The 25,844-nt window shown below is 71.1% G+C and carries 29 protein-coding genes; 10 read left to right on the forward strand and 19 right to left on the reverse strand.

Annotated elements, in window-relative coordinates:
- Positions 1–29: 29 nt before the first annotated feature.
- The 9 genes from ACFU5F_RS30265 to mshD all read right to left on the reverse strand — a co-directional run bounded on the left by ACFU5F_RS30265 (position 30) and on the right by mshD (position 8,736).
- Complete coding sequence (locus ACFU5F_RS30265; protein ID WP_383894043.1) at positions 30–461, reverse strand: NUDIX hydrolase; 432 nt, start codon at positions 459–461, stop codon at positions 30–32.
- Positions 462–502: 41 nt separating this feature from the next.
- A complete protein-coding gene (locus tag ACFU5F_RS30270; protein WP_383893965.1) occupies positions 503–640 on the reverse strand; it encodes a hypothetical protein in 138 nt (45 codons plus the stop codon).
- Positions 637–1,743: a CHAD domain-containing protein gene (locus ACFU5F_RS30275; RefSeq protein WP_383893968.1), complete on the reverse strand. Its 1,107-nt coding sequence runs from the start codon at positions 1,741–1,743 to the stop codon at positions 637–639. Before ACFU5F_RS30275 ends, ACFU5F_RS30270 begins: the two co-directional genes overlap by 4 nt.
- The gene (locus ACFU5F_RS30280) at positions 1,724–3,958 is read right to left on the reverse strand and encodes an RNA degradosome polyphosphate kinase (protein WP_383894046.1); all 2,235 of its coding nucleotides are present in this window, start codon (positions 3,956–3,958) and stop codon (positions 1,724–1,726) included. The genes ACFU5F_RS30275 and ACFU5F_RS30280 overlap by 20 nt, the downstream gene beginning before the upstream one ends.
- Before the next feature lie 457 nt (positions 3,959–4,415).
- The gene (locus ACFU5F_RS30285) at positions 4,416–5,372 is read right to left on the reverse strand and encodes an ABC transporter permease (protein ID WP_383893971.1); all 957 of its coding nucleotides are present in this window, start codon (positions 5,370–5,372) and stop codon (positions 4,416–4,418) included.
- Positions 5,369–6,379, reverse strand: coding sequence for an ABC transporter permease (locus ACFU5F_RS30290; RefSeq protein WP_383893973.1), 1,011 nt, complete (start codon positions 6,377–6,379; stop codon positions 5,369–5,371). Before ACFU5F_RS30290 ends, ACFU5F_RS30285 begins: the two co-directional genes overlap by 4 nt.
- The gene (locus ACFU5F_RS30295; RefSeq protein ID WP_383893976.1) at positions 6,376–7,275 is read right to left on the reverse strand and encodes an ABC transporter ATP-binding protein; all 900 of its coding nucleotides are present in this window, start codon (positions 7,273–7,275) and stop codon (positions 6,376–6,378) included. The genes ACFU5F_RS30290 and ACFU5F_RS30295 overlap by 4 nt, the downstream gene beginning before the upstream one ends.
- A complete protein-coding gene (locus ACFU5F_RS30300; protein ID WP_383893979.1) occupies positions 7,272–7,685 on the reverse strand; it encodes a GntR family transcriptional regulator in 414 nt (137 codons plus the stop codon). The genes ACFU5F_RS30295 and ACFU5F_RS30300 overlap by 4 nt, the downstream gene beginning before the upstream one ends.
- 121 nt (positions 7,686–7,806) lie before the next feature.
- On the reverse strand, positions 7,807–8,736 hold the full coding sequence (mshD, locus tag ACFU5F_RS30305; RefSeq protein WP_383893982.1) for a mycothiol synthase: 930 nt from the start codon (positions 8,734–8,736) through the stop codon (positions 7,807–7,809).
- 286 nt (positions 8,737–9,022) lie between these two features.
- Between mshD and ACFU5F_RS30310 the strand changes: the two genes are divergently transcribed.
- Positions 9,023–10,825 carry a bifunctional metallophosphatase/5'-nucleotidase gene (locus ACFU5F_RS30310; RefSeq protein WP_383893985.1) on the forward strand — a complete coding sequence of 601 codons (1,803 nt, stop codon included), beginning with the start codon at positions 9,023–9,025 and terminating at the stop codon, positions 10,823–10,825.
- A gap of 115 nt (positions 10,826–10,940) precedes the next feature.
- Here ACFU5F_RS30310 and ACFU5F_RS30315 read toward each other — a convergent pair whose 3' ends face one another.
- From ACFU5F_RS30315 to ACFU5F_RS30325, 3 genes are all read right to left on the reverse strand, one after another.
- Entirely contained in the window at positions 10,941–11,801 is an 861-nt protein-coding gene (locus tag ACFU5F_RS30315; RefSeq protein WP_383893988.1) for a hypothetical protein, read from the reverse strand.
- 158 nt (positions 11,802–11,959) lie between these two features.
- A complete protein-coding gene (locus ACFU5F_RS30320; protein WP_383893991.1) occupies positions 11,960–12,310 on the reverse strand; it encodes a hypothetical protein in 351 nt (116 codons plus the stop codon).
- Positions 12,307–12,543 carry a hypothetical protein gene (locus tag ACFU5F_RS30325; protein WP_383893994.1) on the reverse strand — a complete coding sequence of 79 codons (237 nt, stop codon included), beginning with the start codon at positions 12,541–12,543 and terminating at the stop codon, positions 12,307–12,309. Before ACFU5F_RS30325 ends, ACFU5F_RS30320 begins: the two co-directional genes overlap by 4 nt.
- 149 nt (positions 12,544–12,692) lie before the next feature.
- Between ACFU5F_RS30325 and ACFU5F_RS30330 the strand changes: the two genes are divergently transcribed.
- Both ACFU5F_RS30330 and ACFU5F_RS30335 read left to right on the forward strand, forming a co-directional pair.
- On the forward strand, positions 12,693–13,526 hold the full coding sequence (locus ACFU5F_RS30330; RefSeq protein ID WP_383893997.1) for a helix-turn-helix domain-containing protein: 834 nt from the start codon (positions 12,693–12,695) through the stop codon (positions 13,524–13,526).
- Positions 13,523–13,723 carry a DUF397 domain-containing protein gene (locus ACFU5F_RS30335; protein WP_383894000.1) on the forward strand — a complete coding sequence of 67 codons (201 nt, stop codon included), beginning with the start codon at positions 13,523–13,525 and terminating at the stop codon, positions 13,721–13,723. Before ACFU5F_RS30330 ends, ACFU5F_RS30335 begins: the two co-directional genes overlap by 4 nt.
- Before the next feature lie 119 nt (positions 13,724–13,842).
- Here ACFU5F_RS30335 and ACFU5F_RS30340 read toward each other — a convergent pair whose 3' ends face one another.
- Positions 13,843–14,055 (reverse strand): hypothetical protein, encoded by a 213-nt coding sequence (locus ACFU5F_RS30340; RefSeq protein WP_383894003.1) that lies wholly within the window; start codon positions 14,053–14,055, stop codon positions 13,843–13,845.
- Between the two features lie 71 nt (positions 14,056–14,126).
- Between ACFU5F_RS30340 and ACFU5F_RS30345 the strand changes: the two genes are divergently transcribed.
- On the forward strand, positions 14,127–14,444 hold the full coding sequence (locus tag ACFU5F_RS30345) for a hypothetical protein (protein ID WP_383894006.1): 318 nt from the start codon (positions 14,127–14,129) through the stop codon (positions 14,442–14,444).
- A gap of 33 nt (positions 14,445–14,477) precedes the next feature.
- Here the strand turns inward: ACFU5F_RS30345 and ACFU5F_RS30350 are convergent, their stop codons facing one another.
- The 6 genes from ACFU5F_RS30350 to ACFU5F_RS30375 all read right to left on the reverse strand — a co-directional run bounded on the left by ACFU5F_RS30350 (position 14,478) and on the right by ACFU5F_RS30375 (position 20,225).
- Entirely contained in the window at positions 14,478–15,938 is a 1,461-nt protein-coding gene (locus ACFU5F_RS30350; RefSeq protein WP_383894008.1) for a sensor histidine kinase, read from the reverse strand.
- Positions 15,935–16,669, reverse strand: coding sequence for a response regulator transcription factor (locus ACFU5F_RS30355; RefSeq protein WP_383894011.1), 735 nt, complete (start codon positions 16,667–16,669; stop codon positions 15,935–15,937). Before ACFU5F_RS30355 ends, ACFU5F_RS30350 begins: the two co-directional genes overlap by 4 nt.
- 79 nt (positions 16,670–16,748) lie before the next feature.
- Complete coding sequence (locus tag ACFU5F_RS30360; protein ID WP_383894014.1) at positions 16,749–16,934, reverse strand: hypothetical protein; 186 nt, start codon at positions 16,932–16,934, stop codon at positions 16,749–16,751.
- Positions 16,935–17,000: 66 nt separating this feature from the next.
- Positions 17,001–18,146, reverse strand: coding sequence for a S1C family serine protease (locus tag ACFU5F_RS30365; protein WP_383894017.1), 1,146 nt, complete (start codon positions 18,144–18,146; stop codon positions 17,001–17,003).
- Positions 18,147–18,328: 182 nt separating this feature from the next.
- Positions 18,329–19,351 (reverse strand): LacI family DNA-binding transcriptional regulator, encoded by a 1,023-nt coding sequence (locus ACFU5F_RS30370; protein ID WP_383894020.1) that lies wholly within the window; start codon positions 19,349–19,351, stop codon positions 18,329–18,331.
- Between the two features lie 94 nt (positions 19,352–19,445).
- A complete protein-coding gene (locus ACFU5F_RS30375) occupies positions 19,446–20,225 on the reverse strand; it encodes a response regulator transcription factor (RefSeq protein ID WP_383894022.1) in 780 nt (259 codons plus the stop codon).
- A 214-nt stretch (positions 20,226–20,439) separates the two neighbouring features.
- Between ACFU5F_RS30375 and ACFU5F_RS30380 the strand changes: the two genes are divergently transcribed.
- The 6 genes from ACFU5F_RS30380 (at position 20,440) to ACFU5F_RS30405 (ending at position 25,792) form a co-directional block, all read left to right on the forward strand.
- The gene (locus ACFU5F_RS30380) at positions 20,440–21,309 is read left to right on the forward strand and encodes an alpha/beta hydrolase (protein WP_383894026.1); all 870 of its coding nucleotides are present in this window, start codon (positions 20,440–20,442) and stop codon (positions 21,307–21,309) included.
- Between the two features lie 131 nt (positions 21,310–21,440).
- Positions 21,441–21,695, forward strand: a complete 255-nt coding sequence (locus tag ACFU5F_RS30385; protein ID WP_383894029.1) for a MoaD/ThiS family protein — start codon at positions 21,441–21,443, stop codon at positions 21,693–21,695.
- A 10-nt stretch (positions 21,696–21,705) separates the two neighbouring features.
- Entirely contained in the window at positions 21,706–22,911 is a 1,206-nt protein-coding gene (locus ACFU5F_RS30390; RefSeq protein WP_383894032.1) for a hypothetical protein, read from the forward strand.
- 486 nt (positions 22,912–23,397) lie between these two features.
- Positions 23,398–24,126: a DUF2993 domain-containing protein gene (locus tag ACFU5F_RS30395; RefSeq protein ID WP_383894035.1), complete on the forward strand. Its 729-nt coding sequence runs from the start codon at positions 23,398–23,400 to the stop codon at positions 24,124–24,126.
- 445 nt (positions 24,127–24,571) lie between these two features.
- Positions 24,572–25,411, forward strand: coding sequence for a sulfurtransferase (locus ACFU5F_RS30400; RefSeq protein WP_383894038.1), 840 nt, complete (start codon positions 24,572–24,574; stop codon positions 25,409–25,411).
- Positions 25,412–25,504: 93 nt separating this feature from the next.
- The gene (locus tag ACFU5F_RS30405; RefSeq protein WP_013002600.1) at positions 25,505–25,792 is read left to right on the forward strand and encodes a DUF1416 domain-containing protein; all 288 of its coding nucleotides are present in this window, start codon (positions 25,505–25,507) and stop codon (positions 25,790–25,792) included.
- Positions 25,793–25,844 lie beyond the last annotated feature (52 nt).

Below are 25,844 nucleotides of genomic sequence, written 5' to 3' on the forward strand. Positions count from 1 at the left end.
GAGCGCCCCGTCTCGCGCGAGCCAGCCCTCTAACGGTCCGTTCCCGTCCTGTGCAGCGCTTCGAGGAGCGAGGACACCACGGTTCGGTCCCTCTCGTGCGTGAGCCGCTGTGCCGCGGCCTCAGGAGGCAGCCAGAGGAGGTCGGAGACTTCGCTGTTCGGGGTGAATGTGCCGCGCGTTGCCTCGGCCGCCCAGTAGCGCACTTGCTTGGGGCGCCCCTGGTGGTCGGTGTAGTGGACGGTCGGGAGTTCCGGGCCGAGAGCGCAGTGCATGCCGGTTTCCTCAAGGACTTCGCGGAGGGCGCCGTCACGAGCGTCTTCGCCGCGCTTGAGCTTGCCCTTCGGCAGAGACCAGTCTGACCACTTCGGCCGGTGGACCAAGGCCAGCTCGATGCCCCCGCCGGAGGACGACCGGCGCCACAGGGCACAGCCCGCTGCGCGTACCAGTGGTGTGATGTCCATCAGTACCTCGATCTCGTCGCGCCTCTGACCTGCGGGTTCTTTCACCGTGATGAGCGTTGCCACGACTCGTCGTACGTGGGCCGGTGGACCAGACAGATCCGCGGGTCTCCGGCCTCCGGCGTGCGGCGCCACGGGACGCAGCCGGCCGCCTTGATGGCGGCGTCACCGTTCTCGGTCACGACGTGCTCACCGCTTCCTTCTGCCAGGACTGCTGGAACGCGAACCGGGCGGCCTCCACCTCGTGACGCTGGTCGGCGTGCAGGACGCCGAGGGCGTAGGCCGTGGCCGGGGCGATACGGGGGGTGCGGGCGGCGGCGGCCGCGGCCGAGCCCGCCTCGGAGGCGTCGCGGTGCCGGTTGAGGGCCTCGCCGGCCGCGAGGAGGCGTACGTCGACGGGGACGGCCTCGGGGTACAGGACCTCCAGGGCGTAGCGGTGCAGGCGCAGCAGGAGCCGTACCTGGTGCCAGGGGGCGTCCTGGGGGTGCGGCGCGGTGTCCGGGGAGAGGCCGTGGACGAGGGCCTCGGCGTTGTACGGGTGGGCGGCCGTGTGGAGGGGGAGGCCGGTGACCGCGTCGCACAGGCGGTCGTGGGCGGCGGCGGCGAGGGGGCGCAGGTCCGCGGTGGGGGCGGTGGGGGTGAGCGGGACCTCGCTGGCGAGGACGGCGACGCTGTCGGCGACGGCGTGGAAGCGGCTGGAGCCGAGGGCCTGGAGGGCGGCGGAGTGGGCCCGGGTGCGGGCGAGGGTGAGCTGGCGGTCCAGCAGGGCGCCGGCCTTCGCGGCGCCGACGGTCAGGTTGCCGCGGTCCGGGGCCGCCGGGGGGCGGGTGCCGACGGCGGAGGCGGCGGGGCGGGCGGCGGCGGGGGTGCGGCTGCCCGCGGCGACGGAGGCGGAGCGGGCGGGCACCGTCTGCTGGGCCGGGAACGGTGTCGCTCCCGAGAGGCGGTTGAGGGCGCCCACCAGGCGGTCCAGGCGGGCCGCGTAGGCGTGCTCGCGTCCCAACGTGCCGGCCAGCCAGGCCAGTTCGGGGCGGAGCGAGTCCGACCAGTCCGTGTCGAGGAGCGGGCGGAAGGTGTGCAGTGTGCCGCTGATGCGGCGGGCCGAGCGGCGCAGGGCGAGCGCCGCGTCGGTGGACTCCTCGGCCCCCGCGGCCGCGCCCCCGCCGGTCTCCCGGTGGGTGCGCAGCGCGCGGAGGAACTCCGTGGCCCGGGCCCGCAGATAGCCGGCGACGGCGTCCGCGGGCGTGACCGTGGGGTCCGTGGGGTCAAGGTGTTGCTGTGCCACGCCGGCGCCTCCGGGCGTCAATGAGCATCTCCTGGACGTTGCGCAGGGGCTGGCCGTCCGCGTCGTACGAGTGCCGGGTCCACTCGCCGTCGGGGCCGAGGTGCCAGGAGGAGGTCAGGTCGGACATGCCGGTCTCCAGCAGGCGGTTGAGGGCCGCCCGGTGGGCCGGGTCGGTGATCCGGATCAGGGCCTCGATCCGGCGGTCGAGGTTGCGGTGCATCATGTCGGCGCTGCCGAACCACACCTCGGGCTCGCCGCCGTTGCCGAAGATGAAGATCCGCGAGTGTTCGAGGAAGCGGCCGAGGACGGACCGCACCCGGACGTTCTCCGACAGGCCCGGGACACCGGGCCGGATGGCGCATATGCCGCGCACCCACACGTCGACCGGCACACCCGCCTGCGAGGCCCGGTAGAGGGCGTCGATGAGGGCCTCGTCCACGATCGAGTTGACCTTGATGCGGACGTGCGCGGGACGTCCGGCACGGTGGTGCTGGACCTCCTTGTTGACGCGGGAGATCAGGCCGTCGCGCAGGGACTTGGGCGCGACGAGGAGGCGGCGGTAGGTCTCGCGGCGGGAGTAGCCGGAGAGCCGGTTGAAGAGGTCGGAGAGGTCCGCGCCGACCTGCGGGTCCGAGGTGAGCACGCCCAGGTCCTCGTAGAGCCGTGCCGTCTTCGGGTGGTAGTTGCCCGTGCCGACGTGGCTGTAGCGGCGGAGGGTGTCGCCCTCCTGACGGACCACCAGGGACAGTTTGCAGTGGGTCTTCAGGCCGACCAGGCCGTAGACGACGTGGCAGCCGGCCTCCTCCAGCTTGCGGGCCCACTTGATGTTGGCGTGTTCGTCGAAGCGCGCCTTGATCTCCACCAGGACGAGGACCTGCTTGCCGGCCTCGGCGGCGTCGATGAGCGCGTTGACTATGGGGGAGTCGCCGGACGTCCGGTACAGGGTCTGCTTGATCGCGAGGACGTCCGGGTCCTCGGCCGCCTGCTCCAGGAACGCCTGCACCGACGTCGAGAACGAGTCGTAGGGGTGGTGCAGCAGCACGTCCCGGCTGCGCAGGGCGGCGAAGATGTCCGGCGCGGACGCCGACTCGACCTCGGCGAGGTCGCGGTGGACGCCGGCGACGAACTTGCGGTACTTCAGCTCGGGCCGGTCCAGGGAGGCGATGCGGAAGAGGCCGGTGAGGTCCAGGGGCCCGGTCAGCGGGTAGACCTCGGACTCCTTGATCTTCAGCTCGCGCACCAGCAGGTCCAGGACCTCCTGGTTGATGTTCTCCTCGACCTCCAGGCGCACGGGCGGCCCGAAGCGGCGCCGCATCAGCTCCTTCTCCAGGGCCTGGAGGAGGTTCTCGGCGTCGTCCTCCTCGACCTCCAGGTCCTCGTTGCGGGTGACCCGGAAGGCGTGGTGCTCCAGGACCTCCATGCCCGGGAACAGCTCCTCCAGGTGGGCGCCGATCACGTCCTCCAGCGGGACGAACTGGCCCGGGGAGGCCTCCAGGAAGCGGGACAGCAGCGGCGGCACCTTGACCCGGGCGAAGTGCGAGGTGCCGGTGACCGGGTTCTGCACGCGTACGGCCAGGTTCAGGGAGAGACCCGAGATGTACGGGAAGGGGTGCGCCGGGTCGACGGCCAGCGGCGTCAGGACCGGGAAGATCTGGTGGCGGAAGAGGGTGAAGAGGCGGGCCTGCTCCTTCTCGGCCAGCTCGCTCCAGCGGACCAGGTGCACGCCCTCCTCGGCCAGGGCCGGGGCGACGTCCTCGTGGAAGCAGGCGGCGTGCCGGGCCATCAGCTCGCGGGAGCGGGCCCAGATCATCTCCAGCACCTCGCGGGGCTGCAGGCCGGAGGCGGAGCGGGTGGCCACGCCGGTGGCGATACGGCGCTTCAGGCCGGCCACGCGGACCATGAAGAACTCGTCGAGGTTGCTGGCGAAGATCGCCAGGAAGTTCGCCCGTTCGAGAAGGGGGGTGTTCGGGTCCTCGGCCAGTTCCAGGACGCGTTCGTTGAAGGCGAGCCAGCTGCGCTCCCGGTCGAGGAAGCGGCCCTGCGGCAGCCGTTCGCCGCCGTGGTCCTCCTCCTCGTATCCGTCGAGGTCGGCGTCGATGTCGGGTTCCAGGTCGGACACCGCGGCCGACACCGTGTGCGGGCGGTGGCCCGTTATGGAGCCGACGGTCGGCTGTGCGTGCTGGACCTGGTCTGCCTGGGCGTTGGACTGGCTCATGGCACCATTCTTCCGCGTCGCGAGCATCACAGGCGCGTCGGACAGGGCCGGTGGGAGTGTGGCGACGGGCGCGAGGGCGTTCGCGGCGTCGTTCTCGGCGATGTCGGCGTCGATACGGGCGACGACGTCGACGGCACCGGCGGCGTGGTCCGGGGCGACGGACACGGCCGCACGGGGACCGCTCCCCGCGCTCATCCCGTTGCTTGGGCCGTTGCGTGGGGGAGGCGAGGGCTCGGGCACGACGGGGTTCATTGCCGAAGCGTCGCAAGGTCGTCTTAATCGCCGGTTACGGAGACCTTACGTGCGGGATAGCGCGGGGAGGCCCGCCGGTTCCGCGCGGACCTGCGCCGGGCCCCGGCGCACGCCGTTCCGCCGTCGCACGCCGTTCACCTTCTGTACGCCGTCGGCACGCCCCTCCCCCCGTAGGAGGGGCGTGCCGGGTCGATGGGCCGGGCCGTCAGCGGGCGCGACGGCGCAGCAGCCAGAAGGCGGCGGCGGTGGCGAGGACGGCGACGGCGAGGACGACGCCGGTCATCATGAGGTGCAGGGGCCAGAAGTGGGACGCCGGGTGCACCTCGGCGTACAGGTCGGTGAAGCCCTTCTCGCTCATGCACCGGGTGTAGTCGACGTCGGAATCGCCGCCGAAGCAGGTCAGGTCGTTCACGCGAGTGCCGGAGCGGGTGATCGCGCCCAGCTCCAGCTGGTCCGCCGTCATCGGCAGCCGACCGGCGGCGGTGCCGGTGAGTGTCGTGGAGGTCCACAGCTCGTCGTACCGCACGTCGAGCCACGCGTGGAACGCGACCATGCAGCCGAGGGCCACGGCGAGTGCCGGCAGTGCCCGCCGGAGGGCGAGGCCGGCCAGGGCGCCGACGGCCAGTGCGCACAGGGCGTACGCCAGGACCGCGGGGCCGCGGTTCAGGAAGGGGTCGGTGTAGTACCACTCGTCGCCGCGCAGGTCCCGGTCCGAGGACCAGGCCCAACGGTAGACCAGCACCAGGACCGTGATGCCGGCGGTCAGCGCGACGGCGGGCACCGCGAGCTTGACGGTGAGCCACCGGACCGGGGTGACGGACTGGGTCCAGGCCAGCTGGGCCGTGCCCCGCTCCAGCTCACGGCCGGTCAGTGAAGCCCCGGCCCAGGCGGCCACGGCGTAGGAGGAGTAGGCGATCAGGGCGTCGACCCAGCTCATGCCCAGGGAGTAGCCGAAGGCCGACTCGAAGTCGATGCAGCCGCCCTCCACCTTCCGGCAGGCAGCCTCCTCGGCGCGTACCTCCGGACCGGTGACGTAGTGCAGCCAGAGCATCCCCCCGACCATGAGCAGCACGTACGCGCTCCATATCAGCAGGGCCGGGCGGTGCACGCGCCCCACGGTCCAGGTCATGCCGCCGCGCGCGGTGACGGTTCCGGTGCTCATACGACGTCTCCGGTGTGGCGGCGCAGCAGGCGGAAGGCGGCCCAGACCAGCAGGGCGGTGACGGCGAGGACGATGCCCGTCTCGACGAGCTGGAGGGGCCAGAAGTGGGAGGAGGGGTGGACGTCGGCGTAGAAGGCGACGGCGTCGGACCGGCGGTTGCAGGAGAAGTCGTCGCAGGTCAGGTCCGAGACGCGCTCACCCGTCCCGGTGACGAAGCCGCGGTCGACCAGCTCGCCCGTCCAGTTCTGCTCCGGGGATTTGGAGACGACGGTTTCGGTCGGCCACAGCAGGTGGCGGTTGGTCTGGAGGACGCCCGCGAGGACGACCGTGCCCGCCAGGCCGACGCCGAGCGCGGGAAGCGAGCGGCGGACCAGCAGGCCCGTGACGACCCCGACCGCCAGTCCCAGCAGGGCGTACGCCGTGGCGAGGGTGCCGTGACCGATGAAGGTGGAGGACTCCCACCAGTCGCGCGTCCCCGACAACTGGCGGAGCCGCTCCTCCCGCCACCACACCAGCCGGTTCAGCAGGGTCAGCAGGACCGTTCCCGAGACGATCACGGCGGCCGGGACCGCCAGCTTGGCGGCGAGCCAGCGGGCCGGGGTGACGGACTGGGTCCAGGCCAGCCGGGCCGTGCCGGTCTCCAGTTCGCGGCCGATCAGGGCGCCGCCCGCCCAGGCGCCGATCAGGACCGGGACGACGGTGAGGATGGTGCGGCCGAGGCCGGCCATCAGGCCGTACTTGTTGTAGGCGGCGCCCCGCTCGCCGCAGTACTCGGCCGGCGTACAGCCGCTCCTCACGTGCTCGGCCAGGGCCGCGTCGACGCCGGGTCCCGCGGCCCACAGCAGCCCGCCGCCGATGAGGACGACCAGCAGTCCCCAGAACCACAGCGCCGACTGGTGCACGCGGAGCGTGGCCCGGATCAGGCCGCGGGTGGGGGACATGGCCGGGGGAGGGGCCGGCCGCTGCGCGCGGGCGGTTCCGACGGTGTCGGTGGTCGTGGTGCTCATACCGCGGCCCCTCGCGTCTCGGCACCGTCGTCGTCGAGCAGGAGAGCCGGCGCCTGAGGTGCCCGCAGGTGGGCGAGGACCAGCTCCTCCAGGGTCGGCTCGGCGGTCTGCCAGCCGGGGCCGACGGGGCCCTGGGGGCGGATGAGCGCGGTGAGCTGACGTCCCTTCGTGCGGGACTCGACGACCGTGTGCGGGGTGAGGTCGCCGGCTGGGCCGGTGACCAGGGTGTGCGCGGCGAGGATCTCGTCCAGCGGGCCCGCGAGCCGTACGCGTCCGGCGCCCAGCAGGAACAAGTGGTCGCAGGAGCCCTCCAGTTCGGCCACCACGTGCGAGGACATGACAACCGTGGTGGCGTGCTCGGCGGCGTCCGCGAGCAGGGTGCCCATCAGCTGGTGCCGGGCGAGCGGGTCGAGGTCGGCCATCGGCTCGTCCAGGAGCAGCAGTTCGGGCCGCTTGCCGAGCACGAGGGCGAGCGCGACCCGGGTGCGCTGGCCGCCGGAGAGGGAGCGGATCTTGGCGTCCCGGTCCAGCCCGCCCTCGTCCACCACCCGCCCGGCGACGGCCGCGTCCCAGCGCCCGGGGTTCAGCTCGTGGCCCAGCCGCAGGGTCTGGGCGACGGTGAGCTGCGGGTACAGGGGCTTGTGCTGGGCCACGTACCCGATGCGCTCGCGAGCCGCGGCCGGGGTCGTGCCCAGGACGCCGATGGTGCCCTCGGTGGGGCCGAGCAACCCGGCCGCGTGGGCCAGGAGTGTCGACTTGCCCGCGCCGTTCGGTCCGACGACCGCGCACACCCGTCCTCTGGGAAGCCGCAGCGTGCAGTCGCGCAGTGCCCAGCCCCCCTGCCGCCACCCGAACTTCTTGCCGAGCGCGGCCGCTTCCATCGCGGTCCCCGTCATGCCTCGTCCCCCTGATCCTTCCGGTCTCGCCGATCCGTGCTGAACTGCTCGTCCAGTACGGACGTGAAGAGTGCCGCCACGTCGTCCCGTTCGAGCCCGGTCTCCCGGGCCCGCACCGCCCAGGCGCCCAGCTCTGCCCGCAGCGGGGAGTCGACGGGCGTGAGGCCCAGCGACTTCCGGACGAACGTGCCGAGGCCGCGGCGGGCCTCGACCAGCCCTTCGCGCTCCAGCTCGCGGTAGGCCTTCAGCACCGTGTTCGGGTTGATAGCGGTGGCTTCCACGACCTCGCGGGCCGTGGGGAGCTTGTCGCCGGGCTCCAACAGGCCGAGCCGCAGGGCCTGTTTGGTCTGCTGGACGATCTGTACGTAGGTGGCGACACCGCTGCGCCGGTCGATGCGGTACTCGACCACTCGACAACCACCCTTTCACTAATTGAGTAGTGAAAGGGTGGTGCAAGAGAGGGGGCGGTGTCAACAACACCGCCCCCTGCCTGGGGAAAACTCCGGGTACGTCAGGGTTCGCCGCGGTACCTCAGGTCTCGCTGCGGTACATCAGGTCCGTCTCGTACGTCACGAAGCCCAGGCGCTCGTACACGGTCACCGCCGCCTTGTTGTCGGCGTCGACGTAGAGCATCGCGGTGGGCAGGCCCTGGGCGGCGAGGTGGCGCAGGCCGATCGTGGTCAGGGCCTTGCCGAGGCCGCCGCCCTGGGCGCCGGGGCGCACGCCGACCACGTAGACCTCGCCGAGCTGTTCGGCGGCGTGCGCCTTCGTCCAGTGGAAGCCGGCCAGTTCCTCCCCCCGGAAGGCCAGGAAGAACCCCGCCGGGTCGAACCAGGGTTCTGCCTTGCGGTCGTCGAGGTCGCGCTGGGTGAGGGAGCCCTGTTCGGGGTGGTGGGCGAAGGCCTCCGCGTTGGCGGCGAGCCAGGCCCCGTCGTCCTCGCCGGGGACGAAGGTGCGGACGGTGACCCCTTCGGGCAGGACCGGCTCGGCGGGGTCGAAATCGGTCAGGGAGCGGCGCATCTGGCGCAGTTCGCGGAAGAGGGTGAGGCCGAGGACCTGGGCGAGGTGGCGGGCGGCGGAGTGGCCGCCGTGCGCCCAGACGCGCAGGCGCTTGCCGGACTCGGCGAGCAGGGCGGAGCCGAGGGCCCGGCCGTGGCCGTGGCCCCGGTGGGAGGGGTGGACGACCAGTTCGGCGGCGGGCGCCTCGACGGGGTCGTTGTCCTCCAGCTGGGCGTATCCGACCAGGTCCTCGCCGACGCTGAGGAGGAGGTGGCGTACGCCTTCCCGGGGGCCGCCGCGGAGCTGGAGGCGGCCCTGCTCGGAGACCGCCTGCTGGCCGTCCACCTGGGCGGCCTCGTCCAGCAGCGCGAGTACGGCGTCCTTCTGGGCGGCGGTCAGGTCCGGGCGGGTCTCGATGCTGCGGGCGGCTGAGCCGGGCCGGGCGGTGTCGTCGCTGGTCATGGATTCGAGGTTAACCGCGGGGTGGCCCGGCGGGGTGTCCCCGGACCCGGTCGCTTCCCGTTGTCGCGCCGCCGCGGCTTGAATGTGGCGGAACGCGCCCTGCCGGGGAGTCGCGCAGGCGGCAATCCGGTGCCCCCATACGTGCCGTTTCGTTGGTAGTCCTCCCCGAAGGCAACCAGGTCGTAACCATGAACCCCCTGTCGCGCTACGCGCGTTGACCCTACGCTTCGGGCCGACGGGGCCTGTTCTCACGTTTTCCTTACTTCTCACGAATCCAGGGGGGCACATGTCAGCCACACCCCAAGCGCGGCGCCGCCGCAACCGGATCCTCGCCGCCGCGGCCGGCCTGGCGACCGTCGGGGCGCTGGCCGCCGCGATGCCGGCGAGCGCCGGTGAATCGCCGTCGCACAAGCCCGGCAAGACCAAGCCGCGCTACCAGGACGTGCAGCTGCTGTCGTTCAACGACCTGCACGGCAACCTGGAGCCGCCGGCCGGTTCCTCGGGCCGGGTGACCGAGCTGCACGAGGACGGTACGACCACCACGATCAACGCCGGTGGTGTCGAGTACCTGGCCACGCACCTGCGCGAGGCCCGCAAGACCAACGCGAAGTTCTCGATCACGGCCGCCGCCGGTGACATGGTCGGCGCCTCCCCGCTGATCTCGGGCCTGTTCCACGACGAGCCCACCATCGAGGCGCTGAACGGGCTCGAACTCGATGTGACGAGCGTCGGCAACCACGAGTTCGACGAGGGCGTCAAGGAACTGCGCCGCCTGCAGAAGGGCGGCTGCCACAAGGTCGACGGCTGCTACGTCGAGGGCAAGAAGTTCAAGGGCGCCGACTTCCCGTACCTCGCGGCGAACGTCATCGAGGAGAAGACCGGCAAGCCGCTCCTGAAGCCCTACTGGGTGTGGAAGAAGAACGGCGTCAAGATCGGCTTCGTCGGTGTGACGCTGGAGGACACCCCGGGCGTCGTCTCCGCCGAGGGAGTCAAGGGCCTCAAGTTCAAGGACGAGGTCGAGACGATCAACAAGTACGCCAAGGAGCTGGAGAGCCAGGGCGTCAAGTCGGTCGTCGCGCTGATCCACGAGGGCGGTCTCCCCGCCTCGCAGTCGTACAACTACGACTGCGACTCGCCCGGCGCCGGTGACGGCATCTCCGGTCCGATCGTCGACATCGCCAAGAACATCACGCCGAAGATCGACGCCGTCGTCACCGGCCACACGCACGCCGCGTACGCCTGCACGATCAACGACCCGGCGGGCAAGCCGCGCATGGTCACCTCGGCCGCGTCCTTCGGCCGTCTCTACACCGACACGACGCTGACGTACGACCGTGAGACCGGCGACATCGCCCGTACGGCCGTGAAGTCCGCGAACCACGTGGTCACCCGGACCGTTCCGAAGGCCGCCGACATGACGGCCCTCATCAGCAGGTGGAACACCCTCGCCGCCCCCATCGGCAACCGCACCATCGGCTACATATCCGCCGATGTGCCCAACGTCGGCACGGAGACCCCGATGGGTGACCTCATCGCCGACGCGCAGTACTGGTACGGCAAGACGCTGGACCCGGAGGTCGACCTCGCGCTGATGAACCCCGGTGGTGTGCGCGCGCCGCTCACCTACGCGGCCAAGGGCACCGAGGGCGACGGCGTGGTCACCTACGCCGAGGGCTTCACCGTCCAGCCGTTCTCCAACACGGTCAACCTGCAGGACTTCAAGGGCTCCCAGATCATCCAGGTCCTCAAGGAGCAGGTGAGCGGTTCCAACACCGCCGCGCCGAAGGTGCTGCTGCCGTCGTCCGGTCTGACGTACACGCTCGACCTCACGAAGACCGGCGCCGACCGCGTCGTCGTCAGCACCATCAAGCTCAACGGTGCCGCCATCGACCCGGACGCGACCTACCGCGTCGCCACCAACAGCTTCCTCGCGGGCGGCGGCGACGGCTACCCGACGCTGGGCCAGGGCACCAACGACCTGGTCGGCGCGGACGACCTCACCGCGCTGGAGCAGTACCTGCTGGCCAACTCCTCGGCGGGCAGCCCGATCGCGCCCCCGGCCGCCGACCGGATCACGATCATCAAGTAGCCACCCGTTCCGCGGGCCGCTCACCACGAAAGGTTCCCCGCGCCCTCCTGGGGCGCGGGGAACCTTTCGTGTCACCGGCGAGGCGTGCGGGTGGGCCTGAGCCTCACCCGGAGCCTCACTTGGCGCAGGTCTTCGGGTCCAGCTTCTGCTCCCACTTGTCCTCGCGGCCGTCGGGCTGGCCGTTGGGCAGGAGCTTGTCGGAGGTGCCGTCGATGTAGTAGCCGTACGAGTAGATCGTGCGGTAGGAGCGGTTGCGCCAGGTGTGCACGGTCTTCTCGCCGTTGCCCTTGTTCCAGGAGTAGTCCTCGACGTAGAAGATCGGGTTGACGCGGACCACGCGCTGGAACGGCGTCCACGTCACGGCGATCTGCGTGCACGGCGGGATCGTCTTCTCGCTGCGGCGCTCGAAGCTCGACGACTTCTCCCAGCCCCACTCGTACGAGAAGCTGCCGCCCGCGCTGCCGGAGAAGATGCTCTTGGCGACGGAGAAGCTGAGCTGCGCGCCGACGCTCTTCTTGGCGAAGGTCTTCGTGCTGTAGCTGCTGACGAAGGTCTCCTTGTCGTCCTTCGAGCCCCGGTTGCCGATCCAGGGGGAGGTGCGGACGGCGGCGCCCGTGGTGGACCAGGTCGACGCCTGCGCGTTGCCGCACCAGCCGCGGAAGATCTCCCAGTCACCGGCCGGCACCCACAGACCGACGACGTCCCGCAGGTACTCGTCCTGCGTCTTGAACTGGCCGGTACGGACGTTGAGGGCGCCGTACACGCCCGTCAGGCTCGTCTTCTGGTTGCAGAGCCGCTCGATCATCGAGTCGGTGTCGCCGGGGTCCACGCCCCGGATGTTCGTGGCGCCGCCGGGCCCGCCGGCCGCCTGCGCGGAGCCGGAGCCGGCGAGGAGGCCGGACACGGCCAGCGCGGTGGAGGCGGCGACGAGGGCGCCCTTCTTGAGGGAGGCCCTGACCTTGAGTGCGGTTCGCATAGCTGTGCGCTCCTACTGATGTACGCCGGCGTCGGCAGCCACCGGTTCGGTCGTCTGGGGAACGAGGAACTCGAAGAACTTCCGGTAGGGAACACGACCGACCTCACAGGGGCGTCAGAGCCTCCTCAGGCGCTTCTCAGAAACGTGTCACGAACACGTCACGCAAGATCCACGGGGTCGGAGGCACGGGCGACCGGGTCCGGGCGTCGGCTCTCCCGGCCAGGGGCCGTCCACGTCGTTCCGCCACCCCTGCCGACCGCGATCCGCAGTACGTCCTCCAGCGACTCCGCCGCCCGTGTCAGCGCGAACCGCACCGCCCGCTCCCCGGCCGCCGCGTCCCCCAGTACGGCCCTGCTGCCGGCCAGCACCTCTTCCGCCGACCCGAGTTGGGCCACCTCCACGCTGTCCGCGAGGAGGGAGAGGGGCCCGGGGTGGGCGGTGTCCGGGTCGAGATAGCAGGGCTTGCCGTCGGGGGTGGTCCACGGCAGCAGACGCAGTCCGTCCCTCATGCGGGGACCTCCGTGCGGTGGTGGCCGAAGGCGTCGTGGCTGTACAGCTCCTCGGCGCTGAGCACGTAGGGCCGTACGAGGGTGTCGTAGCGCTCGAAGGGCCAGATGTCGTCGGGCCGGTGGGGCGGGGGAGGAGGGCCGGGCTCCGGCACCTCCTCCGCCTCGGGCGGCGGCGGCCCGGGCGCGGCCCAGCGGAGCAGTGCCTCGCGGAGCCGGACGGCGAGTGCGCGCATGGCGGTGCCTCAGCTTTCGTCTCAGGGTTTTCTCAGGGTCGGCCTGACGAGCGGTGATGACCGTTCGTGTCCTGATCGTCACGGCTGGGTCCTACGCTGCGGAAGGGGGTCGGCGTTGTCTGGCGCCCCAGACAACGGTGAGGGGTGACATGGGCGAACTGGTTGACGTACGGGACGAGTCGGGGCGTGTCGCGCTGGGGCGGACCCTGCTCCTCCTGCGCGAGAAGGCGGGCAAGACGCTGACCCAGCTGGCGTCGGAGACCTCGTACGACAAGAGCTATCTCTATCGACTGGAGAAGGGGGAGAGGCTCTCCAAGCGGGCGGTGATGGAGGACCTGGACACCTACTACGGGTCGGGTGGCCTGCTGGTTCGCCTCTGGCGGGACGCGCGCAAGGAGGTGATCAAGGACAAGTACAAGGCCTTCATGGAGCTGGAGGCGACGGCTCGGGTCATGTGGATGTTCCAGCTCGCGGTGCCTGGGCTGTTGCAGACGGAGGAGTACGCGCGCACGGTGTTGTCTGGGTTGTCCAGAGCCCAGACAACGGCAGGCAACAGTGAGGAGATCGAGGAACAGGTGGCGGCGCGCATGGGACGGCAGGAGTTGCTGTACCGCGAACCGGCGCCCAGCATCCGCGTCATCCTGGATGAAGGGGCCGTGCGGCGGCCTGTTCCCGATGCGCAGGTGTGGGCGGATCAGCTGTCCCGGCTGGTGGAGGCTGCCGAACTGCCCTCCGTAGCTCTGCAGGTGCTGCCCTATGCGGCGGGCGTGCACGATGTCATGAACAGCCACCTCACGCTGCTGTGGCAGCGAGTGGGTGAGCCCGTCGCCTACGTCGAGGGCAACGGGATCGGCGAGCTGATCGACGATCCGGACAGGGTTCTGTCCTTCCGCTTGTCCTACGATCTCGTCCGGGACGCGGCACTGACTCCGGAGCAGTCGACGGCGTTCATCAAGGGCCTTTTGGAGGAGTCCAGATCATGAACGGAACCCCCGACCTCAGTGTCGCTGGCTGGCGCAAGTCGTCCTACAGCGATGGCGGTCAGACGAACTGCCTCGAAGTCACCGACGAGATCCCCGGAATAGTCCCCGTCCGGGACAGCAAGGCCCCGGACCGCCGCCCGCTCCTGTTCACCGCCGGGGCCTGGTCCGCCTTCGTCGAGGGCGTCGCGGCTGACTGAGCACCTTCGGGTGCATGCGGGCTGGGATGAGAGCCATGTCGGCCGTGGTGTGGCTATGGTGGCGCCATGGCGGAACCGGCCGGCGGCCAGAGCGCGAACGGCCCCCGTGTCCAGAATGATCACGTGGCCATGCCTCGCGCAGTGCGGGCCTTCTCCGCGGCGATCCTCTGGATGTTGCCCAGTACGTCGGGAGCCCGGTCGAACTCCTCGTCACTGATGTCGACCCCGATCACCTCCCGGACCACCTTGCGATCAGCCGCGACCCGCTCCGCGATCTGCTCCGCCGTCGGCTGCTCCTTGGCCAGCCGCTCGATGAGCTGGCCGAGGGTCATACCTCGTTCCTTGGCCACCTGAGCGAGATGATCACGGGCCTGCTTGGACACTGAACCTTCTCGCCGGCACCATGGCGCGAACCCCCGGCGATCTCCTGCGCATCCCGGCCCTCTGCCTCATGCAGGCGGAGTCGGAGGACGCGGACGCGGGTCGGCGAGTGCTCGGGTTCTCCTCGATCGTCGTCGACGACCTGGGCACCGCGGCCTCCATCACCGTGGGCGGCATGGTCCGGGACGGCTACGGCGGTCCGGACACCTGCCACGCCCTTTACTGCGCGTTGCCGCGCCCGGAATTCACGGGGATGTCGATCCTGCTCACCGACCGCGAACAGGCCTATCCCCTTGGCGTGGTCACGGTCGACATCGACTCCCCCGGAATGCTCGGGTAGTACTGAGCCCGAGCACCCGGCCCGCACCCTCACTCACACCCCCGCCGCCTCCCCCGGCGGCGGAGTCGCCGCGCCCGGCAGCCGGACCGTCGCCAGGGTGCCGCCGCCCTCGGCCCGGGACAGGGACACCTCGCCGCCCGCCTGTTCCACCGTGCGGGCCACGATGGACAGGCCCAGCCCCGAACCCGACAGGGCCCGCGCGCTGGGGGAGCGCCAGAAGCGGTCGAAGACGTGGGGGAGTTCGTCGGCGGGGATGCCGGGGCCGTGGTCGCGGACCAGGAGGACACCCCCGTCGAGGGAGACCTCGATCGAGCCGCCCTCGGGGCTGAACTTCACCGCGTTGTCGAGGATGTTGACGATGGCCCGCTCCAGCGCGGACGGCTCGGAGCGGACGTACCAGGGCTGTAGGTCCGCCGTGATCGTCAGCTCGGGGCCGCGCAGCCGGGCCCGGCGCAGGGCCGCCTCCACGGTCTCCTGGAAGTCGACCACCTGGAGGTGCCGGCCGCCCTGGTGGCCCGACTCCGAGCGGGACAGCTCCTGGAGGTCGCCTATGAGCGCGGCCAGTTCGGTCATCTGGGCCTTCACCGAGGCGAGCAGGGCCTTGCGGTCGTCCGCCGGGATGGGGCGGCCCGTCTCCTCGCTGCGGGTGAGGAGTTCGATGTTGGTCCGGAGCGACGTGAGGGGCGTACGGAGTTCGTGGCCGGCGTCGGCGATCAGCTGCTGCTGCAGTTCACGGGAGCTGGCGAGGGCGCTCGTCATCGAGTTGAAGGAGCGGGAGAGACGGGCGACCTCGTCCTCGCTCTGCTCCTCCACGGGGATACGGATGCTCAGGTCCTCGGTGCGCGCCACGTGCTCGACGGCCTCGGTGAGCTTGTCGACCGGCCGGAGACCCGCACGCGCCACGGCCAGACCGGCCGCTCCGGCTCCGACGACCCCGATGCCGGAGACGAGGAGGAGGATGAGGGCGAGGTCGTTGAGGGTGGACTGGGTGCCCTTGAGCGGGAGCGCGACGACGATCGCCGCGTTGGACGTCTCCCCGGTGGTCCGATCGGTGAGCGTCACCGGCTCGGTCATGATCCTTACGTCGGCGCCTTCCGAGTCGGTGCCGTTGCGGAAGAGGGCGAGACCGCGATCCGTGCCGCTGACGATCTCCTCGTCGCCCGCGCTGACGTTCACCAAGCCTGCGGAGAAGGGCAGCACACAGGGCGTTCCGTCTTCCAGGATCACCTGGAAGTAGGCGTTCTGGGGGCCCTGGCGGCCGTCGTTCTTCGCCGGGACCTGCGTGCAGGAATTGACCGCCTGTGCGGCTGTGTTCCGCATCATGCCCATGGACTTCTTCAGATCATCGTTGAGCTGGTCGTACAGCTTCCCCTGCACGATGAACCAGCACGTCACCGATACCGCCGCCACCGCGAACGCCACCGCCGCCGCGACCAGCATCGCCAGCCGGGCCCTGATCGGCAGGGACCGGTAGCGGCCCAGGAGCTTCCTCACTCCGCGCCGCCCTGCCGCAGGACGTACCCGACACCCCGCACCGTGTGCACGAGCCGTGGCTCGCCGCCCGCCTCGGTCTTGCGGCGCAGGTACATGACGTACACGTCCAGGGAGTTGGAGGACGGTTCGAAGTCGAAGCCCCAGACCGCCTTCAGGATCTGCTCCCGCGTGAGGACCTGGCGCGGGTGCGCCATGAACATCTCCAGCAGCGTGAACTCCGTACGGGTCAGCTCCACCGGGCGGGCCCCCCGCGTGACCTCGCGCGTCGCCAGGTCCATCCGCAGGTCAGCGAAGGTGAGCGCCTCGTCCGGCTCGGCGGTGCCGCCGCGGGCGGCCGCGTAGGTGCTGCGGCGCAGCAACGCCCGCACCCGGGCGAAGAGTTCGTCCAGTTCGAACGGCTTGACCAGGTAGTCGTCCGCGCCGGCGTCGAGGCCGGTGACGCGGTCGCCGACCGTGTCGCGGGCCGTGAGCATCAGGATCGGGGTCGTGTCGCCGGCGCCGCGGATGCGGCGGGCCGCGGTCAGCCCGTCCATCCGCGGCATCTGGACGTCGAGGATCACCAGGTCCGGCCGGTACGCGGTCGCCTTCTCCAGCGCGTCCGCGCCGTCGACGGCGACCTCGGTGCCGTAGCCCTCGAAGGCGAGGCTGCGCCTGAGCGCGTCGCGCACCGCCGGCTCGTCGTCGACGATGAGGATGCGCTGGGGTTCGGGGGCACCTTCGGCGGGGCTCATGTGGTTTCGTTCCTCGTGTGGGGTGGGGTACGCGGGGCCGGGGTCAGCCTTGCACGTCACCCAGGGCCTGTCGTTCGGATCAGCCGCGGACCGTGCGGCGGCGGGGCCGGCCGGCCGTGGCGCGGCGGGCCGGGGCGGCGACGGCGGACGCCACCTCGGGGGCCCTCGTCACCGCCGGGTGCAGCTCGGCCGCCACCGCGAGGGCGAGGCCCACCCCGGCCGGGTCACCGGCGGTCTCCACGTCGTGCGAGATCTGCGTGATCATGTCGAACTCCTTGGACTGCACGGGCTGGATGGGACTGCACGGGCCTGGTCGGAAGCAGTGCGGACCTCAGTCCGAGCCGCCCGCCCGTAGCGTGCTCAGGTCGGCCTTGACCGTGTTGACCGGGATCGCGAAGCCGAGACCCACGCTGCCCGCGCTGGACGAGGAGGCGTCGGCGGCGGAGTACATGGCGGAGTTGATGCCGATGATGTTGCCGTTCATGTCGATGAGGGCGCCGCCGGAGTTGCCGGGGTTCAGCGAGGCGTCCGTCTGGAGCGCCTTGTACGTCGTCGTCGACGAGCCCGTGTCGCCGTTGAACTGCCGGCCGCCGAACTCGAACGGCCACTGCCCGCCGCCCCCGCCCTGCTGTTGCTGGCCCTGGCTCTCGTCCGTCGAGACCGTCACGTCACGGTCGAGGGCGGAGACGATGCCGCTGGTGACCGTGCCGGTCAGGCCCTCGGGTGAGCCGATCGCCACGACCTGGTCGCCGACCTTGACGCCGGCGGAGTCGCCGAGCGTGGCGGTCTTCAGCCCGGAGGCGTTCCGCAGCTTGATGAGGGCGAGGTCCTTCTTGCTGTCCGTGCCCACGACCTCGGCCGTGTAGGTCTTGCCGCTGCTCGTCGACACCTTGATCTGGGAGGCACCGGCGATGACGTGGTTGTTGGTGACGATCTCGCCGTCGCTGGTGATGATCACACCGGAACCGGTGGACTCACCCGCGTTCGAGCTGGCGTTGATCTCCACGATGCTCGGGCTGACCGCCGAGGCGACCCCGGCGACGGTGCCCTTCTGACTGGTCGGCACCACACTCGTGCTGGTGGAGCTGGAGGCCACGCCGCTCGTGCCGGTCAGCTCCTGGATGCCGTACGCCGTACCGCCGCCGATCGCCGCCGCGACGAACGCCACGGCCGCCACCAGCGCGATCGGGCCCCGGCTCCGCCTTCTCGACGCGGGCGCCGTCGCCGTCCCCGCCGATGCTCCCGTCCCCGCCGACGCCGTCGCCGAGGCCGGCTCGTACGCCGGCGGAGGCGGCCACTCGGGGTTCACCGGGTGACCCGGAATCCCCGGGTTCGCCGGATTCCCCGGGGCGGAGGCGGGCTGCTGCTGGAGGTACGCGGGCTGCCGCGGGGTCTCGCCCTGGGCGTACCCGGAGTGCTGCTGCTGACCCTGGTAGGGGTTCTCGTACTCGCCGCTGCGGCGGAAGCTCTCGGTCATGACTCAGAGACTGCCGCCCGACCATGAGACGTTCCTGAGTGCTCCCTGAGAACCGAACCAGAAGCTCGTTCGCCCCATATAAAGGCGCCGCGCCCGACAGGCATGGGAAAGCAAGGAATCGCCGCGCGAGGAGCCGTGACCTACGCAGGTTCAGCGGTCGGCCGGCTCCACGCCCCGCAGGGCTACGCGCACCCGCACGACCGCCGGGCCACCAGCGTCGACGGGAACAGCTTCACCCGCTCGCGCCGGGACCCAGCCACCCGGATGCCGTCGTCCAGCACCAGGTCCACGGCCGCCCGTGCCATCCCCGTACGGTCCGTCGCGATCGTCGTCAGCGGCGGATCGGTCAGCGCCGCCTCCTTGACGTCGTCGAACCCGACGACGGCCAACTCGCTCGGCACCTCGATGCGCAGCTCGCGCGCGGCCCGCAGCACACCGATCGCCTGGTCGTCGGTGGAGCAGAAGATCGCCGGCGGCCGGTCCGGGCCCGCCAGCAGCCCGAGCGCCACCTGGTAGGCGTCGTACCGGTTGTAGGGGGCCTGGAAGAGACGGCCCTCGGTGGGGATCCCGGCCTCGTCCATCGCGCGCCGCCAGCCCTCGACGTGGTCGGAGACGGGGTCGCCGACGAGCGGGGTCTCGGCGATGCCGCCCAGACAGGCGACGTACGCGTACCCGTGCGAGAGGAGGTGCTCGACGGCGAGCTTGGCCCCGCCGATGTCGTCGGTCACGACGGCCACGTCGTCGATCGCCTCGGGCCGTTCGTGCAGCAGCACGACCCGCGCGTCCCACGCCTCTATCTCGGCGGCCGCGTTGTCGTTGAGGGCATGGCTGACGAGGATCAGTCCGGAGACCCGCATCCCGAGGAACGCCCGCAGATAGTGGACCTCGCGCTCGGCGACGTAGTCGGTGTTGCCGACGAGCACCATCTTCCCGCGCTCGGCGGCGGCCTGCTCCACGGCGTGGGTCATCTCGCCGAAGAAGGGCTGGCGCGCGTCCGGCACGATCATGCCTATGAGGTCCGTGCGCCGGGAGGCCATCGCCTGAGCGACGCGGTCCGGCCGGTAGGACAGTTCCTTGATCGCGGCGAGGACACGCTCGCGCGTGGCCGGGGCGACCGGCCGGGGTCCGTTGTTGATGACGTAGCTCACGACGGCGGTCGATGTACCCGCCAGTCGTGCCACGTCATCCCGAGTCACCTTGGCCACGCGCGGAGTCTACGCGGATGGATCGCCGCTGGGCAGGGCGTACGCCGGCACACCGATGGGTTACCAGCGCGTACGACGCCCGGCGGCACCGCCCCTACGCCTCGGCCGCGATCTCGACGGCCTCCAGAGGCGCCGTCTCGTCCGCATCCGCCGCCTTTGAGGAGGCGGCCCTGCTCTTGGCCTCGTCACCGGCGCGCTCCGCCTTCTCGGGCGTAACGAATCGATAACCGACGTTCCGGACCGTCCCGATCAGCGACTCGTGCTCGGGGCCGAGTTTGGCGCGCAGCCGTCGTACGTGGACGTCGACCGTCCGGGTGCCGCCGAAGTAGTCGTAGCCCCAGACCTCCTGGAGCAGCTGGGCGCGGGTGAAGACGCGGCCCGGGTGCTGGGCGAGGTACTTGAGGAGCTCGAACTCCTTGAACGTGAGGTCGAGGACGCGGCCCTTGAGCTTGGCGCTGTAGGTCGCCTCGTCCACCGAGAGGTCGCCGTTGCGGATCTCCATGGGGGAGTCGTCGTTGACGATCTGCTGCCTGCCCATGGCCAGCCGCAGCCGGGCCTCCACCTCGGCGGGGCCGGCGGTGTCGAGGAGGACGTCGTCGATGCCCCAGTCGGCGGTGACGGCGGCGAGGCCGCCCTCGGTCACGACGAGGATGAGGGGGCAGCCGGGGCCCGTGGAGCGGAGCAGCTGACACAGGCTGCGGACCTGCGGGAGGTCACGGCGGCCGTCGATCAGGATGACGTCCGCACCGGGGGTGTCGACGAGCGCGGGGCCTTCCGCCGGGGCCACGCGCACGTTGTGCAGCAGCAGGCCCAGGGCCGGAAGCACCTCCGTGGAAGGCTGGAGGGCATTGGTCAGGAGCAGCAGAGAACTCATACGTCGGTTCCTCCTCGGTCCCTGCGAGGACGTGTGTGGCACTGGGCGTCACCGCGATCCGGAATGCGGCGCCGATCAGTGTTCTGCTCTGCGATCCCGGGGCCCGTACACCTGCGGTCACCTGGCGTTTCCCGCTCGTATACAACGCTTCCGAAAGCACAAAAGGACCCGGGGGCAACATTGCCCGAGTCCTCTGTCCAGCAGAATAGCCCACATGAGTGCTGGTCCGGCAGGCCATGTGACGCGATCTTCCGACATTCCGAACTCTGAGACGGCCGGTCGAACGAGTTCGGGGCCGCCCCGAACCCCTTTGCGCAGGTTTCTGCGCACTGACGACGGTGTGAATATCGAGGCCGTATACGATCCGAAAGCCCTTGTATACAAAGGCTCGGCCGACACCGGAACTTCTCTCTCCGGCCATTTCGCGTTCGTCGTCGCACACGGATTCACAGGGAACGCCGACCGCCCACATGTTCGAAGGGTGGCGCAGGCGCTCACGCGGTACGGGTCCGTCGTCACCTTCTCCTTCCGGGGCCACGGACGGTCCGGCGGCCGCTCCACGGTCGGCGACCGCGAGGTGCTCGATCTCGCGGCGGTGGTCCGCTGGGCGCGCGACCTCGGGCACGGGCGCGTCGCCACGGTCGGGTTCTCCATGGGCGGCTCGGTCGTCCTGCGCCACGCGGCCCTGCCCGACGGCCCCGACGCGGTGGTCTCCGTCAGCGCCCCCGCCCGCTGGTACTACCGCGGCACGGCCCCCATGCGCCGGGTCCACTGGCTCATCACCCGCCCCGAGGGCCGTCTGCTCGGCCGCTACGGCTTCGGCACCCGTATCCACCACCGCGACTGGGACCCCGTCCCCCTCTCCCCGGTCGAGTCCGTGCCCCTCATCGCCCCGACCCCGCTCCTGGTGGTCCACGGGGACAGCGACGGCTATTTTCCGACCGACCACCCCGAGACGCTGGCGGCCGCGGCGGGCGAGAACGGCGAGTTGTGGCTGGAGCGGGGGATGGGGCACGCGGAGAACGCGGCGAGCGGGGAACTGCTGGCCCGGATCGGGGAATGGGTATCGGGGAGGGCGGGGTGAGGACGCCGCGAGCGGATGCCCACGAGCGGTGCCGCTCCCGGGGCGCGGAGGTCTCGCCCGCCCGCGGTTTCCCCGCCGCGCCGCCCGCCCCGTAGCCTGATCCCCGTCACGACGAATACAGAGGAACGCAGATGCCAAAGGGCACCGTCCGCTACTGGGCCGCGGCCAAGTCCGCAGCCGGCCTCGCCGAGGAGCCCTACGACGCGGCCACCCTCGCGGACGCCCTGAACGCGGCCCGCGAGCGACACCCCGGCGAACTCGACCGCGTCCTGCGGCGCTGCTCGTTCCTCGTCGACGGCAACCCGGTGGGCACCCGCGCCCATGAGACGGTACGTCTGGCCGAGGGCGGCACGGTCGAGGTGCTTCCGCCGTTCGCAGGAGGGTGACCCCCACATCATGAGCAACCAGCCGTACGGGTACGAGGGCCACCAGGGCTACGACGAGTACCAGCGGGCGCAGCAGTACGGGGCCCAGCCGCAGCCCGAGTGGCAGGGCTACGACGAGAGCCAGGCCGCCCACGCGCAGCAGTACACCCAGCAGTGGGAGGGCCAGACCTGGGAGACCCAGATCCAGCCCCAGACCCCGCCCGCCGCCCACCTGACCGAGACGGCGTACCTGCCCCAGCAGTCGGACGGCCCGAGCGCGCGGTACGGGCAGCCGGGCCAGGGAGGACAGCAGGGGCAGCCGGGTCAGTACGACCCGTACGGGCAGCAGGCGCCTCATGCACCTCATGCGCCTCATGCACCTCAGCAGGCGCAGCCGCAGGCGCCCGTGCCGCCCCCGGCCGACCCCGCCGGGGCGCCCGAGCCCGGATACGGGCCGCCCACCCTCACCGGCAACACCCGGGTCACCGACGCCCAGCGGGCGCGGGCCGAGGGACGGTCGCCGATCATCGAACCCGGGATGCAGCCGGCGCTGCTCACGGCCGTACTGGGGCTGCTGCTGGCCGGTGCGGCGGCGGTCGGCGCGTACGCCCTCGCCGTGCCCCTGGTGATCCTCCAGGCCGTGACCGCGGCGGGCTGGTTCCGGCTGAACGGCATGTGGCCGGCCCGGCAGGGCATCGTGCTGGCCTTCGCGGGCGCCCTCGCGGCGGACGCGGTGCTGTTCGTGGCCGGGCGGGAGCACGCGCCCGCCGCGATCCTCGGGACGCTCGGTGTGTGGGTGCTGCTCGCCCTCGTACTCGGGCTGCGCAGCCACGCGGACCCGGACGAGCGGATGTACGGCCTGATGGCGACGGTGGCCTCGGCGGCGCTGTCGATCATCGCGACCGGTTATCTCGCGGCCGTGGCGGACGCGGTGACGGTCGGCGGAGTCGCGGTGGCGGTGGCCGTGGTGGCCCGCGCCCTGCCGCTGCCCACGCCGGCCTCGGTGGTCGTGGCCCTGCTGGCGGCGGCCGGCGCGGGCATCGCCGTCGGCGGTGCGACGGGCCTCGGCGCCTCCGGTGCGCTCCTCGGTGCCGCGGCCGGCCTCTGCGCGCTGATCGGCCACCGGGTCGCCGCGTACGACTACCCGTCGCGCTTCGTCCACTTCACCGCGGGGGTGGCCCTGCCGCTGACGGCCGCGGCCCCGGCGGTGTACCTCCTCGGCCGCGCGCTGGCCTGACGGGCCCCGTCGCCGAACGTCGAAGGGTGCGGCCCGGTGAGCGCCGTACGCCGGTCGCCGGGTGCGGCCCGGTGGGGCTTCTCGCACAGTTCCCCGCGCTGAAAGCAGGGGCTCCGCCCCTTGCTTCGGGGCGTGCGGGCTTCGGGGCGTGCGGGCTTCGGGGCGTGCGGGCTTCGGGGCGTGCGGGCTTCGGGGCCTTTCCGCTCTGGCGGGGCTCGGGTTTTCAGGCCCGTAGGGCCTGGTTTTCAGGGGCGCGGGGAACTGCGCGAGAAGCCCCACCGGACCCGCACCCGCCCACGCACCCAGGACATCCCACCCAGACCGCCCCTGTCACAGCTGATCAACAAGGCGACCCGGCCCACCTCGCCTTTACACCCGCCCGATTACTCTCGCGGAGAACGGCCACTCAGGTCGTTGCAGCAGAACCGAACGCGGGACCGATCGCCGGGCCGAACGCCGAGTGGACTACGTGGGGAACACCGAGACATGCGCGCACTGCGAATACTTGTCATCGTCGCCGTGATCCTGGGCGGCCTCTTCGTGATCGCCGACCGCGTCGCCGTCGGCTTCGCCGAGGACGAGGCTGCCGAGCAGCTGAAGACCAGCGAGGGCCTCACGACCACCCCCGACGTCTCCATCAAGGGCTTCCCGTTCCTCACCCAGGTCGCGAGCGGCGAACTCGACGACGTCGAGGTCGGCATCCAGGACTACGAGGCGACCACCGGCAAGGCCGACGAGAGCATCCGTATCGCCGACCTGAAGGCGAACATGCACGGCGTCGCCTTCTCCAGCGACTACAGCTCCGCCACCGCCGCCACCGCCACCGGTACCGCGACCATCGCGTACGACGAACTCCTCAAGGCCGCCAAGTCCGCGCCGACCCAGATCCTCCCCGGCGCGACCGCCCAGGTCGTCGGCCTCTCCGACGGCGGCAAGGGCAAGGTGAAGGTCGACATCAAGGTCACCTTCCTGGGCAGGTCGACGACCTACCCGGTCCTCAGTACGGTCACCGTGGACGGCGACACCGTGAAGGTGCACGCCGACAACCTGCCGAACCTCGTCGTCGAGGCCGCGGAGGGCCAGGTCCGTTCGATCACCGACTTCGAGCAGAAGATCGACGGCCTCCCCGGCGGCATCAAGCTCGACAAGGTCGAGGCCGCGTCGGACGGCGTGGACATCACGGTCCGGGGTTCGAACGTCAGGCTCGCCGGGTAGTACGGGGGCGGGATCCGGCGAACGGCGGTCGACGCGCGACGGACGGGACCTGCGCTGTCCGAGGGGCGAGACGGTCATGTCCGCAGGGGAGCTGTGACGACCGCTACACCCCTCGCGAATTGCCGCGCCCGCAGCGCGTACGCCCCTCTGGTCCCACATTGCGGACGATCGCGTCTCAATATCCGACACGCCGGTGACACGTCCGCCTGTCCGTCCCTACGATCGACACTCATGAAGCGACAGGCGGATCTCACGAAGCGGCGGGCAGTAGACCTGTGCCGCGTCGCCGCCATGCTCTGTCGCACTTTCTGAGCGAGCGGCGGAGTCCTGCCGTCGCGTCCCCCGATGCCTGCCCTGTTCGAGCCAGGGCCCATCCCTGCGCGCCGCCGGCCGAACCGCCGGAGGCACCCGCACCCCGCCGTAACTGCCCCGGAGGAGAAAGAGCATGAGCCGCAGCGACGTCCTGGTAGACGCCGACTGGGTCGAGGCCAACCTCGACGACCCGAACATCGCCATCGTCGAGGTCGACGAGGACACGACCGCGTACGAGAAGAACCACATCAAGAACGCCATCCGGATCGACTGGACGAAGGACCTCCAGGACCCGGTACGCCGTGACTTCGTCGACCAGGAGGGCTTCGAGAAGCTCCTGTCGGAGAAGGGCATCGGCAACGACACCCTCGTCGTCCTCTACGGCGGCAACAACAACTGGTTCGCCTCGTACGCCTACTGGTACTTCAAGCTGTACGGCCACGAGAACGTCAAGCTGCTCGACGGTGGCCGCAAGAAGTGGGAGCTGGACGCCCGCGAGCTGGTCGACGAGGTGCCGGTGCGCCCCGCCACCACGTACAAGGCCAAGCCGCAGAACACCGCGATCCGCGCCTTCCGTGACGACGTCGTCGCCGCGATCGGCAGCCAGAACCTGGTCGACGTGCGCTCGCCCGACGAGTTCAGCGGCAAGCTGCTCGCCCCCGCGCACCTGCCGCAGGAGCAGTCGCAGCGTCCGGGCCACGTGCCCAGCGCCCGCAACATCCCGTGGTCGAAGAACGCCAACGACGACGGCACCTTCAAGTCGGACGACGACCTCAAGGAGCTGTACGCCGACGAGCAGGTGGACCTGGCGAAGGACACCATCGCCTACTGCCGCATCGGCGAGCGCTCCGCGCTGACCTGGTTCGTCCTGCACGAGCTGCTCGGCGTGGAGAACGTCAAGAACTACGACGGCTCCTGGACCGAGTACGGCAGCCTCGTCGGCGTCCCGATCGAGCTCGGCGCCAACAAGTAGGACCCGGCCCCGCCCAGCGGTACCCGTAGCAAGCGAACATCCCGTTCATCCCGACCGGCCTTCCCCTCCGGTCAGACCTCTTTGGAGAAAGACATGTGTGGAGCGAAGGCCGGCGGCCCGGACGCCTCGACGATCAAGCCCGGTGAGACCACGATCCAGGGCCAGGTGACCCGCGACGGCGAGCCGGTGGTCGGCTACGTCCGGCTGCTGGACTCGACCGGCGAGTTCACCGCCGAGGTCCCGACCTCCGCGACGGGCCAGTTCCGCTTCTACGCGGCCGAGGGCACCTGGACCGTCCGCGCGCTCGTCCCCGGCGGCACCGCCGACCGTACCGTCGTCGCCGAGCAGGGCGGCCTGGCGGAGGTCGCGATCGCCGTCTGAGGCGGTTGTTCCCGAACGGCCGAGGGCCGTACCCCCGGTGTACGACCGGGGG

The organism is Streptomyces sp. NPDC057438, assembly GCF_042802995.1.
Lineage (GTDB): Bacteria > Actinomycetota > Actinomycetes > Streptomycetales > Streptomycetaceae > Streptomyces.